General features: G+C 41.3%; 14 protein-coding genes. 10 read left to right on the forward strand and 4 right to left on the reverse strand.

The window, feature by feature from the left end:
* Positions 1–28: 28 nt before the first annotated feature.
* Positions 29–556: an orange carotenoid protein N-terminal domain-containing protein gene (locus QUA07_RS13525; protein WP_333325909.1), complete on the reverse strand. Its 528-nt coding sequence runs from the start codon at positions 554–556 to the stop codon at positions 29–31.
* Positions 557–883: 327 nt separating this feature from the next.
* Here QUA07_RS13525 and QUA07_RS13530 point away from each other — a divergent pair, with 327 nt between their 5' ends.
* Positions 884–1252, forward strand: coding sequence for a hypothetical protein (locus QUA07_RS13530; RefSeq protein ID WP_333325912.1), 369 nt, complete (start codon positions 884–886; stop codon positions 1250–1252).
* Positions 1253–1442: 190 nt separating this feature from the next.
* Here QUA07_RS13530 and QUA07_RS13535 read toward each other — a convergent pair whose 3' ends face one another.
* Both QUA07_RS13535 and QUA07_RS13540 read right to left on the reverse strand, forming a co-directional pair.
* Positions 1443–2663: a glycerate kinase gene (locus QUA07_RS13535; protein WP_333325914.1), complete on the reverse strand. Its 1221-nt coding sequence runs from the start codon at positions 2661–2663 to the stop codon at positions 1443–1445.
* 96 nt (positions 2664–2759) lie between these two features.
* The gene (locus QUA07_RS13540; RefSeq protein WP_333325917.1) at positions 2760–3092 is read right to left on the reverse strand and encodes a DUF565 domain-containing protein; all 333 of its coding nucleotides are present in this window, start codon (positions 3090–3092) and stop codon (positions 2760–2762) included.
* Between the two features lie 361 nt (positions 3093–3453).
* On the opposite strand from QUA07_RS13540, the gene QUA07_RS13545 reads away from it, so the two are divergent.
* From QUA07_RS13545 to QUA07_RS13560, 4 genes are all read left to right on the forward strand, one after another.
* Complete coding sequence (locus tag QUA07_RS13545) at positions 3454–4032, forward strand: hypothetical protein (RefSeq protein ID WP_333325920.1); 579 nt, start codon at positions 3454–3456, stop codon at positions 4030–4032.
* 449 nt (positions 4033–4481) lie between these two features.
* Positions 4482–6422, forward strand: coding sequence for a glycosyltransferase family 39 protein (locus tag QUA07_RS13550; RefSeq protein WP_333325922.1), 1941 nt, complete (start codon positions 4482–4484; stop codon positions 6420–6422).
* 41 nt (positions 6423–6463) lie between these two features.
* Positions 6464–6991 (forward strand): GNAT family N-acetyltransferase, encoded by a 528-nt coding sequence (locus QUA07_RS13555; protein WP_333325925.1) that lies wholly within the window; start codon positions 6464–6466, stop codon positions 6989–6991.
* A gap of 137 nt (positions 6992–7128) precedes the next feature.
* Complete coding sequence (locus QUA07_RS13560) at positions 7129–7398, forward strand: hypothetical protein (protein WP_333325928.1); 270 nt, start codon at positions 7129–7131, stop codon at positions 7396–7398.
* Here the strand turns inward: QUA07_RS13560 and QUA07_RS13565 are convergent.
* A complete protein-coding gene (locus QUA07_RS13565; protein ID WP_333325931.1) occupies positions 7395–8012 on the reverse strand; it encodes a hypothetical protein in 618 nt (205 codons plus the stop codon). The two genes, QUA07_RS13560 and QUA07_RS13565, sit on opposite strands and share 4 nt — an antisense overlap.
* An 18-nt stretch (positions 8013–8030) precedes the next feature.
* On the opposite strand from QUA07_RS13565, the gene QUA07_RS13570 reads away from it, so the two are divergent.
* The 5 genes from QUA07_RS13570 (at position 8031) to QUA07_RS13590 (ending at position 15281) form a co-directional block, all read left to right on the forward strand.
* Positions 8031–8249, forward strand: coding sequence for a hypothetical protein (locus QUA07_RS13570; protein WP_333042039.1), 219 nt, complete (start codon positions 8031–8033; stop codon positions 8247–8249).
* Positions 8246–8515 carry a ParE family toxin-like protein gene (locus QUA07_RS13575; RefSeq protein ID WP_333325934.1) on the forward strand — a complete coding sequence of 90 codons (270 nt, stop codon included), beginning with the start codon at positions 8246–8248 and terminating at the stop codon, positions 8513–8515. Before QUA07_RS13570 ends, QUA07_RS13575 begins: the two co-directional genes overlap by 4 nt.
* Before the next feature lie 58 nt (positions 8516–8573).
* On the forward strand, positions 8574–8813 hold the full coding sequence (locus QUA07_RS13580) for a type II toxin-antitoxin system prevent-host-death family antitoxin (protein WP_333325937.1): 240 nt from the start codon (positions 8574–8576) through the stop codon (positions 8811–8813).
* Positions 8814–8977: 164 nt separating this feature from the next.
* The gene (locus tag QUA07_RS13585; RefSeq protein ID WP_333325940.1) at positions 8978–12934 is read left to right on the forward strand and encodes a hypothetical protein; all 3957 of its coding nucleotides are present in this window, start codon (positions 8978–8980) and stop codon (positions 12932–12934) included.
* A gap of 1 nt (position 12935) precedes the next feature.
* Positions 12936–15281 (forward strand): hypothetical protein, encoded by a 2346-nt coding sequence (locus QUA07_RS13590; protein ID WP_333325942.1) that lies wholly within the window; start codon positions 12936–12938, stop codon positions 15279–15281.
* Positions 15282–15295 lie beyond the last annotated feature (14 nt).

Here is a 15295-nt window from a genome sequence, read left to right on the forward strand (position 1 = left end):
AGGATAGGTTGCAACAGCAGACTCTTATCTACAGACTAGAAGTTTTCCCTACTTCCGCCTGAGTAGCAATTGGTTTAACATCGGTGTAGCCCATATTATTAGCTACGTCGCGCAGCACTGTAATTTGCTGTTCAAACTCAAGACCTTCAATTTGACCCAACACGCCATTGACAGCCTCAGTTGCCTCATATCCTTCGGGGATATCGACAATTGTTTCCCCCATACCAATAGCCCAAGCATACCAAACTACCAACTGATTGTTAGCAGTTAAAGCTCCGTAAGCGTGAGAATACGGCGTGTCATCGCCGTTGACAATACCTCGCATTATATTCAGTTGTTGGTCATGGGAAAGCTTGTAAAAATCATCCAGCAGCATGGGAGCTAATTGTGGGTCGGCGGCGGCGGGAGCTGCTGGTGTAACTGAATCTCCCATTTTTTCATAAACAAAATAGAGCAGCGCCAGTTTTTCATCTGTACCCAACCCGTTGATTGTCTGAACGATGTTTTTAGTGTCGTTGGAGAGAGAGTGAGGATTGGTGGCGGCGGGTGAGTTCATAAACAAAATTCCTTAAAAATGCTTCCAGAATATACAAATATCAAGATTTGTAAGTACAAGTCACCATCCCCGAGAGGTAATACGATTTTAGATTTTAGATTTTAGATTTTAGATTAAACAATGGGGAATGGCTTAGTATGTATGGGTTGGGAGCTTGCCTAAAGCTGCATTCTTTTCGGAAAGTGATGTAATGTTAAGGCACTAACCTAGAATAAATCATCCTTAAGATAGAAGCCAACGATACATCTGCGGGTAGATGAAAAAGCCGGGGAGCAAAGTAATAATTGATACAGTGAATTGTTAAATAAAACTAGCAAGGAGTCGGCTATGTCTCAAATCAATACAGAAGTCAATAACACTGAAAACTTTGACGCTCAGCAGATCACTGAAAGCGCGGAAGCTGGAGAACAAAAGTTGCCGACCGTGGATGTATCAGCAGACTACGAAGCTTCAAAAGAATTCAGCGTTAGTGACATCGATCGCACTGGTGCCGGCGCTCAAGCTGCCGCCGCTGCAACTGCACCTAAATTTCCTATTCCCGCCCCTACAGATAATATTGCAAAGCCGGCAGATACAAGCGGCAATCCCGCTGATTTTCGTTCGATGGCTCAGGAAATTACGCCTGCAGGTACACCGGGCGAAGTTACCGACGATTTGATGCAGAAAGCGATCGATCTTGGGACTCCTGGCAGTTAATTTAGAAATTCTCCATCCTCGATGCAAAACCTCTGTATTGTAGGGTGCTGATGCCCCGCCTTAGCCCTATAATTCCCGCGTCAAATCACGTTTTGCATAAGTCCTGAATTGTCAAGTGAGTGCACGATAAGCTGCAATACAGTAGGGACACAACAATGTTGTGTCCTTAAATTTTTAATTTTTAGTGTCCCTAATCGTTTAATTTTAAGTCGATCGCCCGACAAATTTTGCCGACAGTGCGATCGCCCAAAATTTCAATTACTAAATCCACTTGAGTGCCCTCCAGCATCGACTGAATAAATAACTCTGGATGCAGCGCTTTCCAGAAATATTCGACAAACCGATTAATTTCAGCTTCTGACATTCCCGACTTCCCCGCCGCCATCATTTCCCGTTCCGCCTGATTGCGCCACACTTGAGAAAGGCGATAATCTTGGGGATACAAAACCATCAACCGATCTAATCGGTTCCACAGCGGCAAATAGTCGTGCAGCTTCGCATTCATATCCCGCGCAAACTGACAGTCGTTTTCTGTGGAAATCGGAAACGGTGCAGTCGCCAAAAACTCGTTTAATTTGGCATCAACCACCGGATTCACCCCGACAAACCAGCCTTCAAAAAGTACAATATCGGCACCGGAAATAATTTCGGGTTGACTTCTATCTCCTGCACCTCCGTACGCGGATTTGTCAAACCTGGGAATTTCTATGTGTTTAATTATATCCGGTTTGAGGGCATCAGATTGTGGATTGTCAACTGCTGCTAAATGGCGAGTTTGAGAAGCGCGTAACTTGTCTAAAACTGAGATTCCTAAGTCAATATCGTGAGTGCCGGGGGGGCCGCGCCAAATTAAACGCGGGTCTGCTTTTTGGAGTTGTTGGCGATCGGCATAAGTCTTGTAAAGATCGTCTAAAGAAAGGCTGACAGTAGAATATCCTAATTTTCCCAGAATCAGCCTCAAAACTTGGCATAAAGTAGTTTTTCCCGTTCCTTGCACTCCTAAAATTCCTTGAATTAAAGGACGGTTTAAACTTTGTTTGGCAGCCGATAATTGCATTGCCAGCGGCAGCCAAAGATTCCACAAAGTTTCGAGGAAAACAGTTGACTTTAGGGGGAAAGTATGCAGTTCGTCAAGAAGAGAAAAGAATAAATCGGTTTTGCAGCGGACAACATCGGCTACATTGTCGGGAGTAATGCCAAAAGCGCGCGATCGCACATCATCCGCAAGTTCCCACAAAGCCAGTCGATCAAAGTCGGGAGCCATCCTCTTCGAGGGCTTTCCTTCGGATCGCTTCGCTAACGCTAACGGGCGATCCTCTTCGTTGGCGTAGCCCCCGTAGGGGCGGGCTTCGCTAACGCCAGCTTGCCACCGATGTAAAATTTCAACAGGGGTTATAGTCGATCGATCCATATCCTAAAAACTCTCTAGGCGGGGGCGGGTTTTGTACAAATACTATCTGCAAGTGACAAATATTTCATCCTAAACCCGCGCCGATTCAAAAAGTTTTTAAGAACCTAGTTTGAAAGCCTCCACAAATAAATTGTAAGTGATACCAATTTTCAGAGCATTGAGCATATCCACCGAAAAAGAACCTGCTACAGGCCGCAGGCGGGCGTAAACCAGCCAGTTGGCGAACTCCGTCAACAACACCAACAGCCCAGCCGCGATAATATCCCAATCCGCAGATTGTCCAGCGATCGTCGAAATAGCTGTTCCCAAAAAAGTGCCGAATAGCAGACTAATTAGCAGGAGCGAAATCCGCCGCCAAGGATTGTTGAGCCAGCCTCGGAAGCGATCGCCCAGAACATCAATCAATCTGTTAATTCGGGTATTCTGCATAAAAGTTATACAATTTGAGATTTGAGATTTGAGATTTGAGGTTGGGAATGACTGATGACTATGGGGGTTTGGGGTACGGGCCTATAGTTGCATTCTTTTTTTAAACTGGTATTAAAAGTTATACCGATGAGTCAAGAAAAGCCGCTCCCGACCAACTCCAAATCCTTACCGGGGTCAGTATGTCGCCATCTAAAATCTCAAATTTAACATCTAAGATGGTATTGAGCGATCTCGGACTTATAGCCGAGAACGGTCCAGTAATTAAGTGTAACTGTATCTTGTGGCACAGCAGCCCCTGGTTTTACATTAAAAATAGTTAAGACTCATTACCGGTGCAGTCTATCCTGTAAGCCTAAAATTTATGAATCTTAAAATTTACCAGATCGTAATTGGAGTGTCGATCGTCCTAATTACAGGAATGTTTCTAGGACGTTTTGAAATCACTATCTCCAACGGTTCAAATCCTTCCAGCGATTGGCCCTCACAAGCCACCGCATATCCCCCCACACTCCCCGTTTCCCCAGTCGCCACAGCTTCTGCCGACACGACCAGCGAGCCCAAACCCGACTCAACACCAACCCCCCCAGATGCAGAGGAGGAATTGCTTTCCTCAGTCCCTGTAAATGCTAAAGCTTCCGGCCTTTTGCGCGTCAGCAACCGCAGCGAACACCCAGTGCGAGTGGCCCTGCTGTCGAAAAGGCAAGCCAAGGAATCCTATGGAAAACCCGCGCACTGGGATTTTGCGCCGGGGGAAGGCGGTGGCAAGGGACTGATGCTATCGCTGCCGGAGGGCGAGTTACAAGTCAAACGGGGAGACATTCTGGTGGTTTTTGCTCAGGATGGTTCTCGCCGCTACTGGGGGCCTTTCGTCGCCGGGGAGACACCCTCGCCGGCTTGGAACAGCACAGCCGGAGAATGGCAGTTAATTTTGCAGCCGTGAACGCTTAGCTGCAGGTGCGGAGATTTTGGTCGAGAAAGCCTGTTGATCCGGTCTTGTTGAGAAGGGTGCGGCTATGTGAGTTAACCTCACATAGCCGCACTATTCTCAAGAACAGGCAAGATGCCTGTTCCACAAAGAGTGAATTTTATTGTGGGGAGTAGGGGTTGGGCAGGAGAGCCCGCCCATGAAAGTCTTGTTGAGAATGGTGCAACATCTCAGTTGAACTGATATCTTGCACCATTCTCAAGAACAGGCAAGATGCCTGTTCCACAAAGAGTGAATTTTCTTGTGGGGTGGGCATCCTGCCCGCCCATCAAAGCCTTGTTGAGAATGGTGCAACATCTGAGTTTAACCAGATTCGATCGAATGGGGAGTTTCGAGAATGCGAATCTTTCGGTAGACTCTCTATGCGAGCTAAAATTTAAAATCTAAAATCGCAGGAAGTTTGGGTGAAGGAAGTTATTAAAAGTTTGTCAGAGTTTAGAAATCGCCCGATCGCACCTTTGCTGCTATCGATTTTATGGCTGTGCGCGATCGCCTGGGTAGGTTTCTTGTGGAATCTCGGCAACATCGGTTTAGTTGACGAAACCGAACCGTTGTTTGCCGAAGCCGCCCGTCAAATGACGGTGACAGGAGATTGGATCACTCCTTATTTCAACGGCGAAACCAGGTTTGACAAGCCGCCGTTGATTTACTGGCTGATGGCTGTGGCTTACCGCACTCTGGGCGTTAACGAATGGGCCGTGCGTCTTCCCTCAGCCTTGTGCGCGATCGGTCTGACTTGCCTCGGATTTTATACCCTATCGAAGGAAGGAGGAAGAAGGAAGGAGGAAGAAGGAAGGAGGAAGAAGGAAGAGCACGACACGGATACGGACACGGATACACGGATGAATGTAACTATGTTTCCTCCCTCACTCTCCCACTCTCCCACTCTCCCACTCTCCCCCTCTCCCCGTCTTCCCCTCTTTTTTTCTACTCCTTGGATTGGTGCTGCCCTAATAGCTTTAAATCCTCAAACTATTGCCTGGGGACGGACTGGCGTTTCCGATATGCTATTAGTTAGTTGTATGTGTTCGGCACTCCTCGCATTTTTTCTCGGTTACACTCTAGAAGAACAGAGAGAAAAAGCAGAAGTTTTCCCCGTTTCCGCTTCCCGATTTCCCAATAAATGGTATCTGACTTTTTACGTACTAATTGCCTTAGCAATTCTGGCTAAGGGGCCTGTGGGAATTGTCTTGCCAGCGCTGATTGTTGGCAGCTTCGGGCTTTATTTGGGAAATTTTCGGCAACTTTGGCGCGAAATGCGTCCGGTGTCGGGAATCTTGATTATTCTGGCGATCGCCTTGCCTTGGTACATTTTCGTTATTTTAGACAACGGTCAAACTTATATTGACAGCTTTTTTGGCTATCACAATTTCCAGCGTTTTACGGGAGTAGTCAACAAGCACTCGGCCCCTTGGTATTTTTATTTTTTTGTAGTGCTAGTTGGTTTTGCACCTTGGTCGATTTATTTGCCGGTGGCGATCGCCCGCACCCGTTTTTGGCAGCGCAGTTACTGGCGTCGTCAACCGCGATCGGCTCAGTTGAGTTTATTTGCCCTATTTTGGTTCGGCTGCATTTTTGGCTTTTTCACGATCGCCGTGACCAAATTGCCCAGTTATGTATTGCCTTTAATCCCCGCCGCTGCAATTTTGGTAACGCTGCTGTGGAGCGATATTATTGCAGGCAATGAACCCGAAAACAAGCGGGTAAAGTTAGAAAAAAAACCGAATTCTTTACCGCGAGGGCTGTTAGCTACATACATTTTCAATGTCGTATTTTTATTAATTATAGCCGGAGCAACTTTCTACTGCTACAACTGGCTGGGAGACGACCCGGCAATGCCCAATTTTCCCCAAGCAATTCAGCAGTCGGGATTGCTGATTGTCGGCGGTACGATTTGGATAACTACAGGGGTGGCGATCGCACTTTTACTTTGGCAGCGGCAACAACGCTGGATTTTGGTTGCTAACTTCATCGGGTTAGTAGCATTTATCATCTTTGGTCTTACTCCCGCCTACAAAGTCGTCGATATCAACCGCCAGTTACCTCTGAGACAATTAGCGCAGGTTGCGGTTCAACAAAAACTGCCGGGGGAAGAGTTTATTATGGTTGGTTTCTGGAAACCCAGTCTGGTTTTTTATACCGAAGGGCCGGTGACTTACTACCGAGCTGTCAGAAGGGCGATCGACTACATTAAGGAATCTAAAAACTCAACTTCTCCCTCTATTTTGTTGCTGGGATATCCAGAAAAATTTGTGGAATTAGGATTGCAGCCAAATCAATATCAATTGTTGGAAAGTCGGGGTGCTTACCAACTCGCCAGGGTTCCGAGAACAGCATTTCGATAGTGCCATAGTGTGATCTCATACTTGTTAAACAAGGTAGAAAAATGATTACAACTAAGAATCTTCAACTACTTGCCGTCGAAAGGATTCACATAGAAGCTTTCTTACGAAGTAAAAGCCAGCTTGCAGCAATTTTAAATGTCATAGTGCCTAATAGCTGGCCTCATTTCCCGGAAGCATTTTCCCTCCCTGCTGACGAATCTTGCGAATCCAATCCGCCTCCAACTGACTGGCACAGCTACTTCTTTATTCATCCAAAAAATCAAGTGCTTGTCGGCAATGGAGGTTTCACAGGCTCACCTGATGAGTCGGGGAATGTAGAGATAGGTTATGAAATTGCTTCTGAATATTGGAATCGCGGATTTGCAACTGAGGTGGCACAGGGAATGATTGATTATGCTTTTGATCACGAGGAGGTGAAAGCAGTGATCGCTCACACTTTAGCTGAAAAAAATGCCTCGAATAGCGTCTTGCAAAAAGTGGGAATGAAGTTCATTGCAGAGGTGGACGATCCTGAAGAAGGCAAGATATGGCGATGGCAAATAAGCAGGGATGAATATCATCCGACTTGAACTGTAACGCCGTTTGGCTGTTTAAGTCACTGGTTTTGGCGGTAATTTGAAGGTTCTCGGTTGGAGCATTAAATCTGCCAGATTGAATAAAAGCTATAATCTAGTCACTACCTAAAACCCGAAGCTCGGAGCCTACAATGGTTTCAATTCTCAACAAACCCTCCTCGTTAGTCCATGAGATTTGCATTGAAAAAGTCGATGGGTGGAAGTTGTTCAAATTTAGTGAACCGCTGCTACAGCGGATGGAACAATTGTTAGAGAATAAAAAGGCAGATCAACTAATGGCAGAAGAGGTAGCGGAACTCGACGCCATTGGGGAATTAGATCGCATCTTTACCCACATCAATGCAATGATGGTGGCTCAAGATGTCGATCAGCGATGCGACTATATAGAACGTTTTGGTTAGCCACGCCCTTCAATGTATCCCTTGAGAAGTTGGGTAAGAGCTAATACCTCAAGCATTAAGTAAGTGAATAAATTAGCTATTAAAAATGATTTATTAACTTGGCTTTTTTCAATTATTTTTAGTCCCCAACTACCTATTAATAATTCTAGGTAAACGGAAAAGAAAAACATAGGAATCAGTGTAATCATAATTTCCAACGGCAGAAATGGAAAAGAACCAGGCTGTACAGGCACGGTTGTTTGGAAGACGATATGTCCAATAAACGCCCCAATACAGAGGATAATAAAACCTCCCCCAATCGTCGATATGATATTTGTTATAAAAGCAATAAAAATTGCTTTTAGGATACTGAGATTGAGTATTTTTTTGTGAAGGAAAGCTTCTATCGCGATAATTGGGATTAGCAAAATAATTTGATAGAAAACACTCTGACTGAATAATGGAATCCCTGCATTTGCGATATATAGAGATGTATTTAAGTGCATGAAAAAGCTAATAGAAAACATAGAAGTGGGTTTCCCGTAGTTATTAATGATGATAATTAGCCTGCCATTTGTTCGACCTACCCTCAACTTGGCTGAAACAAGGGATAATAGATAGGATGCCATTTTCATTGTAAAAGTGTGGTAGCCATGACTGAGTTACTCGAACGTGCGATCGCCAAGTTAAAAACATTGTCTGCCAGCGAGCAAGATGCCCTCGCTTCAATGATTCTGGAAGAACTTGAAGACGATAGGCGCTGGGATCAAGCATTCTCCCGTTCCCCAGATGCTCTTGCTAAACTCGCAGCGGCCGCAATGGCTGAGTATCGTGCAGGCAAAACCCAAGAACTCGATCCAGAAACATTGTGAAGTCAAACACTACAACCGAGTTCCGTAGATTATTTGCTGATTTACCCGAACAAGTTCAACAGCAGACACGCGGGGCGTATCGCCAGTTCAAGGAAGACCCAAGTCATCCAAGCCTGCGTTTCAAGAAGGTGCATCCTGACTTACCAATTTACTCAGCCCGAATTAGCAAGAACTATCGAGCAGTTGGTCAGTTGGATGGAGACACTGTAATCTGGTTTTGGGTTGGTTCACACGCAGAGTACGACAAGTTTCTGGGGCAGTTGTAGCAGTGTCTACAGCCAGCCAATATCAATTAGAAAAGTGTATTTAGACAAGTGGAAAATTATGATCCCAATTAATGAAGCTCAACAGCAGTTGCAACAGTCGATCGCTCCCATGAGTCAGTCACTTCAACCGATCGCGATCGCAGGACAGACTAGCAATACAGTATTATTATCTGAATCAGACTCCGCATCGGTTGCCCGTGAAACATTGTATCTTCTCTCAGTAGCGGGGATGCGGGAATCAATTCGGGAAGGAATGGCAACGCCAATTGAGGATTGCGCTAGGGAGTTGGAGTGGTGAATTGGAATTTGGTATACACCAAACAGGCACAGAAAGATGCCAAAAAACTGGTGTTTAGCAATTTACGATACAAAGCACAAGAGTTCAGGCGCTACTATGGGTATCAGTCAAAGAAAAGACTATCCCACGATATGTATTTACTCTAGATAAGGTGATAACACATAATGCAAAAGCAAACAGACGATATTAATCAGCAGTTAGAATCAGTTCGTTGCAAAATTATTAATTCCTACCTTACAACTATTGAAGATAGCTTTCTCGAAAACCGTCCCCAACTAAAACTTATCAATTATGGTACGGGTTCAGGAAAAACTCACCAATTGTTTCAAGCGATTTATAAAACCATACAAGAACATCCAAAAAATCAAATAATCGGTATATATGTTGCCCCATTGAGAGAACACTTATGTGTTCCAACTTCAGTTGAGAGCCAATACCCAAATATTCCCGTCTATAAAATAAATTCGTTAGAAATGAAAACGACGGATGAGTATATCAAATTATACAAGGAATTGATATCTTCTATTCTCAAAAACACAAAACTTTGGAAAATCGATAAAAAAGTATGTTCTGAGGAAAAGGTTCAGGAAAATAAACGCAACCTTGAGAAAGTAAAAGAGGTGATTAAACGCCTTGAATATGTAAAAAACACAGGTTTGGGAGATGAGGATTTTAATGATTCTGAAATTACGAGAGCCAGACGGGAACTGAATCATTTAATTGAAAGCTTTTTAGAATTTTTTATCAAATGTGAATTAGATAAAAGAAATTGTCCTGCTGAATGCTCAAAGTTAATTGAACTATTTTTCCCACTCCATCTTCTGCAAAATAAATCTGGAATTTTAATGCTCACGTATGATAAATTTGAAACGCTTATTCCGTACTTTATCCACAACGGTACAAAATGGATAAAGAAAAGCAGTCATCTCGATAAATACGTTATTGAGCATACAGACAACTACCGAAAGTTTATCCTTGCCTTGGATGAGCAGGAAGATGGCTATCAAATTATGCTAGAGAAGAAGATTGATATCATATCTCCTGAAAAACTGGCCATCAATAATGCGCTGTCATCTATCAATAGAGAATTTTCTATGCTGTTTTCAACTAAAAACAATGAAAACAGAGATTTTTTAAATTTCATAGATAAGAACAAGGGAGCTTTTTACGAATTTCAAGAACATTTTGAAAAAGACAAAGCCCTAGAACCCAAACTGCAAAAATTCGCCCGCATATATCAACGGTTGACCTTTGAGGAGGGAAACTCTATCAATTTTTTAGAACAAATAGTAAAAATTCAAAATGGGCTTGACGCATCAATGGAAGAAATTGTTGGAATTTTCGAGAATAATGATGAAAAAAATCCCATTATAGTAGATTTTGAAATGTTATCCAGAGTTATTTCAAAATTCGAGAATAATAGAAGTTTATTGATTCCTCAAAAGCTTTACAATAAAATCTGTGATGATTTAATGAACATTTTTGCATACAACAACCTATACATCTACAACCTCGAACCTCTGCAAAAATTGTTTTTAACCAAACCTTCTGGCGGGCACGTCCAAATCGCCGAGGAAAAAGTTGCAGATAATACCTCTGTAGCAGAGTTAATTTATGCCATTCTCGCTGTGCGCTCGCAAATCAAAACCATCAAAGATTTTCTAGCGAAGGTCTTAGATGCTGAAGATTCTCAATCCCGTTCTTTAGAAATTTGGTCAGAACAAATAGCTAGAGTCCAAAAGGCACGTGAAGAAAGCCCCTCGCCAAATCAACTGCTAAAATACTTAAATACTGCTTATGTCTATGAAAGTTATAAGTCGATCGTAAATATCAAAGAAATTTCTCGTTATCAAAATCCTAAAAATAATCTGATCGATCGCGCTCTTAGAGAAGTTTCTATTGGTAGTACGGCTATATTGACTTCGCCTGAATTCAAGATAAATTCCATGTTATGCAATAATAGTAATGTAATTTTTCTGATTTCAGCAACAGGAGGAATTTTAGGAGATTTAAGCACGAGCTATGATATGCAGTATTTCAAAGATAAATTGCGGAATGCTAGTGAATCCGGTGAAAGTTCCTTTAAGGAAATGAGCGAGGAAGAAGTATCGCTTTGCGAAAACATCAGAGAGAGTCGTGAGGCGAAGCGACAGATTGCAGTAAAGTTTTTCGGTGAGGATTTATTGTCTTTCCCAAATAACGCAACTCAAAAAGTTGTGGAACGATTTGAAGAAAAGATTTTAAAAGGTTTTATCGACGATATCAAGCAGGATGGGAATTGGCTGGGAAGTTACAAAATCCAAGAACTTCAAAAGTTTATTCGTTTCTTGTTTTACCTGTTTGAGGATGACTCTATTCAAGAAACTATTGCTTTTACTCAAACTTTACGCTGGGTTAAAAAGTTGATTCAATATTGCGAGCTACTCAATCGTGCTGACTTTATATTTGAGGTGTCAGCAGAACATCCAAATATATATTATGTGGAAGTGAAGCATAATAAATATCAGAGTAAGATTCGGATTAAAATAATTTTGTACGAGGCATCATTCAACAGTCTTTACTGCGACAAAAAACTTCCTCACAAGTATTTGGATGAGCTGGTTGAAAAAGAAGGGGAGAAAATCTTCTTTATATCGGCTTACCAGTCAGCTTCCAAAGGGTTTAATGCTATCATCAAAAACCACAAAGGCGATGAAAAGGATTTCGATTCTTTAGCTTTGTTAATGGACAGTTACTATACAGTAATGGGGCCATCACTTAACAAATCAAAAGATTCTGGACTTTCTATTACGCGTTACCATTTTGCCTTAATGAAAAGTATTGTCAACTTGGGAGAGTCTAATATTGAAATCAAAGATTTCAACCAATACCTCAGTCAACCAGAAGCGGGAGCATTTAGAGAGCAGCAACACCAGATTTTATTAGGGAAACAAGTTTTGCAAGCGATCGGCAGATCTGAGAGACGCGATTTTCCCAACCAAGTGGTAAAAATATTTGTTAATGAAGAAACCAGAAAAAATTTAGTCAATTTTTACAGATACCTGGAAGGGAAAGAAAAGGAGGAAATTCGTAAGTTTTCCGTTAACAACCACAAAGTTTACTTAAGCGTTCGAGAAGAAGAGAAAAAACGATCTATTAAGGATTATGACGCTCATGTTATTGATGAGATTGATGCCACTCGGGCTTTCCAAGCGTTTAGAACAGAAATGTTGGAGCAAATTGATCTATTTCATCTTAACAAACATACTTTTGACAACATCACAAAAGCGTGGAATGCGTTGCGCGATCCAATAGTTTTCAAAGAGCCAGCCAAGTATCTGGAAAAGTTGCGCGATTCAGGGCTATTTCCTGATGATTTTCTTGAGTCATTATTCTATCACAACCCAGAACAAGTTGAATTTACGCCATATTTGGCTTCCGAGGAAGAAAGAGGCCAAAAATTCCAGATTATCAGCGATAGCATCAATGGCGAAAAAATTTATCCTTACCAGAAGCGGTTATATCCTGAATATCTAAAAATCAGCGATACCTCCTATGATTCAGAAGAGCAGGAAATTGGCTCGCGAGATCCTTCGACTGATTCAATCTACAAACAGTACAACAAGTTGATTCCACAACCTGAAGTTTTTAATACTTATATTCCGCGTCCGCATTTTTTTTACGATGTGTTGTATCCCTCACTTGCTGAAAATTTTGTGCAACACTGGATTCAAGATGTAATTTTCAACGGTAAAGACTGGAAAGCCATAAAATCCATCTATGGTTTTGAGTCATTGCGAGATTTCAAAAAGTATCGTAAGCTATACGAGCGGTTTGATTTGTACTATGTCAAGGAGAATAAGCTATTTTGTATTGATGTTAAAGCTTGGAGCGTGGCTTCGGGAAATCGCCTGTCCAAAAAGACGCTGGATAAAACCGAAAACAAGCTGAAGGCGATTGTTTCAGACTATCCAGAATTTAGCACCGCAAGGGGGCTACTTCTTAATTTGCACGCTGCCCAAGAAAAAAATCAACAATACTCACCCACGCTATTTTCGGGAAATTTGATTGTCTTTGACGATCGCAATTCTCCAGTACAATCCAATATCCTCACAAACTTTCTGTTTCAAAAGGAGAAATAACATGAAAAATAAAGTAGAAGCATTATCAGATATATCGCGAACCAACCAACTCAAGATTTTAGAAAATCAACAAAAACTCGCAGAAAAACTGTTTCAGTATTTATTTAAAAATGAACAAGGGATAGAACATTTTCAGCTTGAATATAGGCAGGCTGACGAGGAAAACCCTGAAAATGAGGAGGCACAGGCTAATTTTTATAAAAAGCAGCATAAACACATTAAGAATGAAATCAAAAAACGTCTGGACGAACGTGGGGATAAACGGGAAAGTTCAGAAATTCAATACTTCCTCTCCTACACCAATGGCAAAAAATACGTGTTCTATTTATCCCCTAATAAAAGTCATTCTGGATGGCAAAAGTTATTTACTGAAAATTCTAGCGATCGAGAAAGAATTTTCAACCTCATTTTCAAGTTTTATATTCTTTCTCAAGGCTTATCCGTTGATACCATAAATGGTTTTGAAGAATTACTCTTACTTCATTCCATGAATACCAATCCCAAATCGAAAGATGCTCTTTTTGTGTGGGGGCATAATTTGTTCATCAAATACAATCCCTACGATGTACTAACATTAACACTTTCTAGAAAAAGCCGAAAATTCTTATTACAGAAAGACAAAAAGAAATACAAGACTGTAGATGGAGAAGACTTAGGAGATGTGTTGCTATACAAAAAGCTATACAAAGATAAGAATTACTACTTCGATCGCGATCTTGATGCTCGGAAAAAAAATAAAATAAATTTTATGCAATTTGATGAAAACCCCAAAAACTATGAGAATTTCAAAAAAACTCAGCTTTATCACTACCAAAACCTCATGACAAAACTTGAGAATTTTTTAAGTGAGTGTAATATTGCTTTTGAGTCTCTTCATTTTCAGGCTGACCACTACTTGGAAAACCCTTTTATCAAAAACATAGACTCTGTAGAATTCTTAGAGATTATTAACAATACAGGAGTCGATTTAACTCAATCTGACAGACAATTTCTGCAATGCTTCCTGAAACATCAAGGGGTATCTACGATCGCATTTTACAAGGATGGAAAAACTGTAAGTACCTACGAACAAGTACCTGACGGTGAGGACGAAGTGTGCTGGAGAATTACGGAATCTATTAAATGGTCAGATATTCAACTCGAAGCAGGAAAAAACTATCTAGTTTTCAATAAACTTTTGGAGGAAGAAGCAGGTTCGATGGCTTATCAGGCAAAAGACAATCTGTGGTATCCATCAACAACAATAGATAATCAATCGCAAGTAGATTTCTATTCACAGTTAAAGAAAAAATTTAACTATTTGGAGACGGGACAGTTTTTTAGCACACAGGGGATAAATATACCAGAATTTCGTGCTGTGGGAGATGAAAAAACTAATTTTGCGGTTTTTAATTATACAAATTGGAAAATCGATCGAGATCGAGATAGTCTACACAAGGAGACGCAAGCTTTTACAGAAGGGAAAATATTGGATGTAGAGGACTCTATTTTTTGTTATCTCAAAGAACAAGCAGATAGCAAACAATGGGAAAGTTTCTGCGAACGATACAAGATAAATCTTTCCCCAGAATTTCAGAAGGTATTGATTGAGTTGGGAATTAAGAACTGGATCGCGCAGAGTATTTTAAATCCAAACTTGGGCTTGCCTATTACTCCTCAACCATTTCCTGAAAAACAATTTTTTAGTATTTATGTCCGCAGCCCCAGAAACAAGGAACCTAAAGCGGTTGCGGTAGAATTTCTTTACAAAGATGGTTGTATATACATAAAAAATGTCATATACGACTTAAAACAAATAGAATCTAAGTTTCGATTCTTAAGAAGGCGAAGAAATAATTCAGAAAAATTAGTTAACGATCAAAAATATTTTGTAGATGACGCAGAGAAGCTGTATATTAGTTGTTATACAGACGACTTGTATACGCCAACGTTAATTGGACGGACTGGTATTATTGAAGACTTGGAAAGCGGAGAACTAACAATTGATCGAAAAAACCAAAGTGAAAAGAGTAGTAGATTCTTACCTTTGGTATCCCATTACAACAGCGAGATTAAACCTATCAACAGAATCCAAAATATGATATGTTTGGATTTGAAGAACAAAACATTTATTCAGTATAATGTACCTCCAAGGCAAAATATTGCCGCCTCGATTAAGAAAGGGTTTAGATCCTATCATTTGATTGGGAAGAGATATGGCGGAGAGTCAATTCCCACATCTGAGCTGATCGACCATCCCATCACAGCTTTACATTTTAGTACGCTAACTCAAAATGTTTTAAAAATCGGTGAAAACAGTCAGTCATCTCTGTTAGAAAAAGTGGCAAAAGTATTAATTGAAAATTGAAAAAAGGATGAATT

The sequence above is a fragment of the Microcoleus sp. T3_A4 genome (assembly GCF_036700465.1).
In the GTDB taxonomy this organism is placed as follows: Bacteria; Cyanobacteriota; Cyanobacteriia; order Cyanobacteriales; family Microcoleaceae; genus Microcoleus.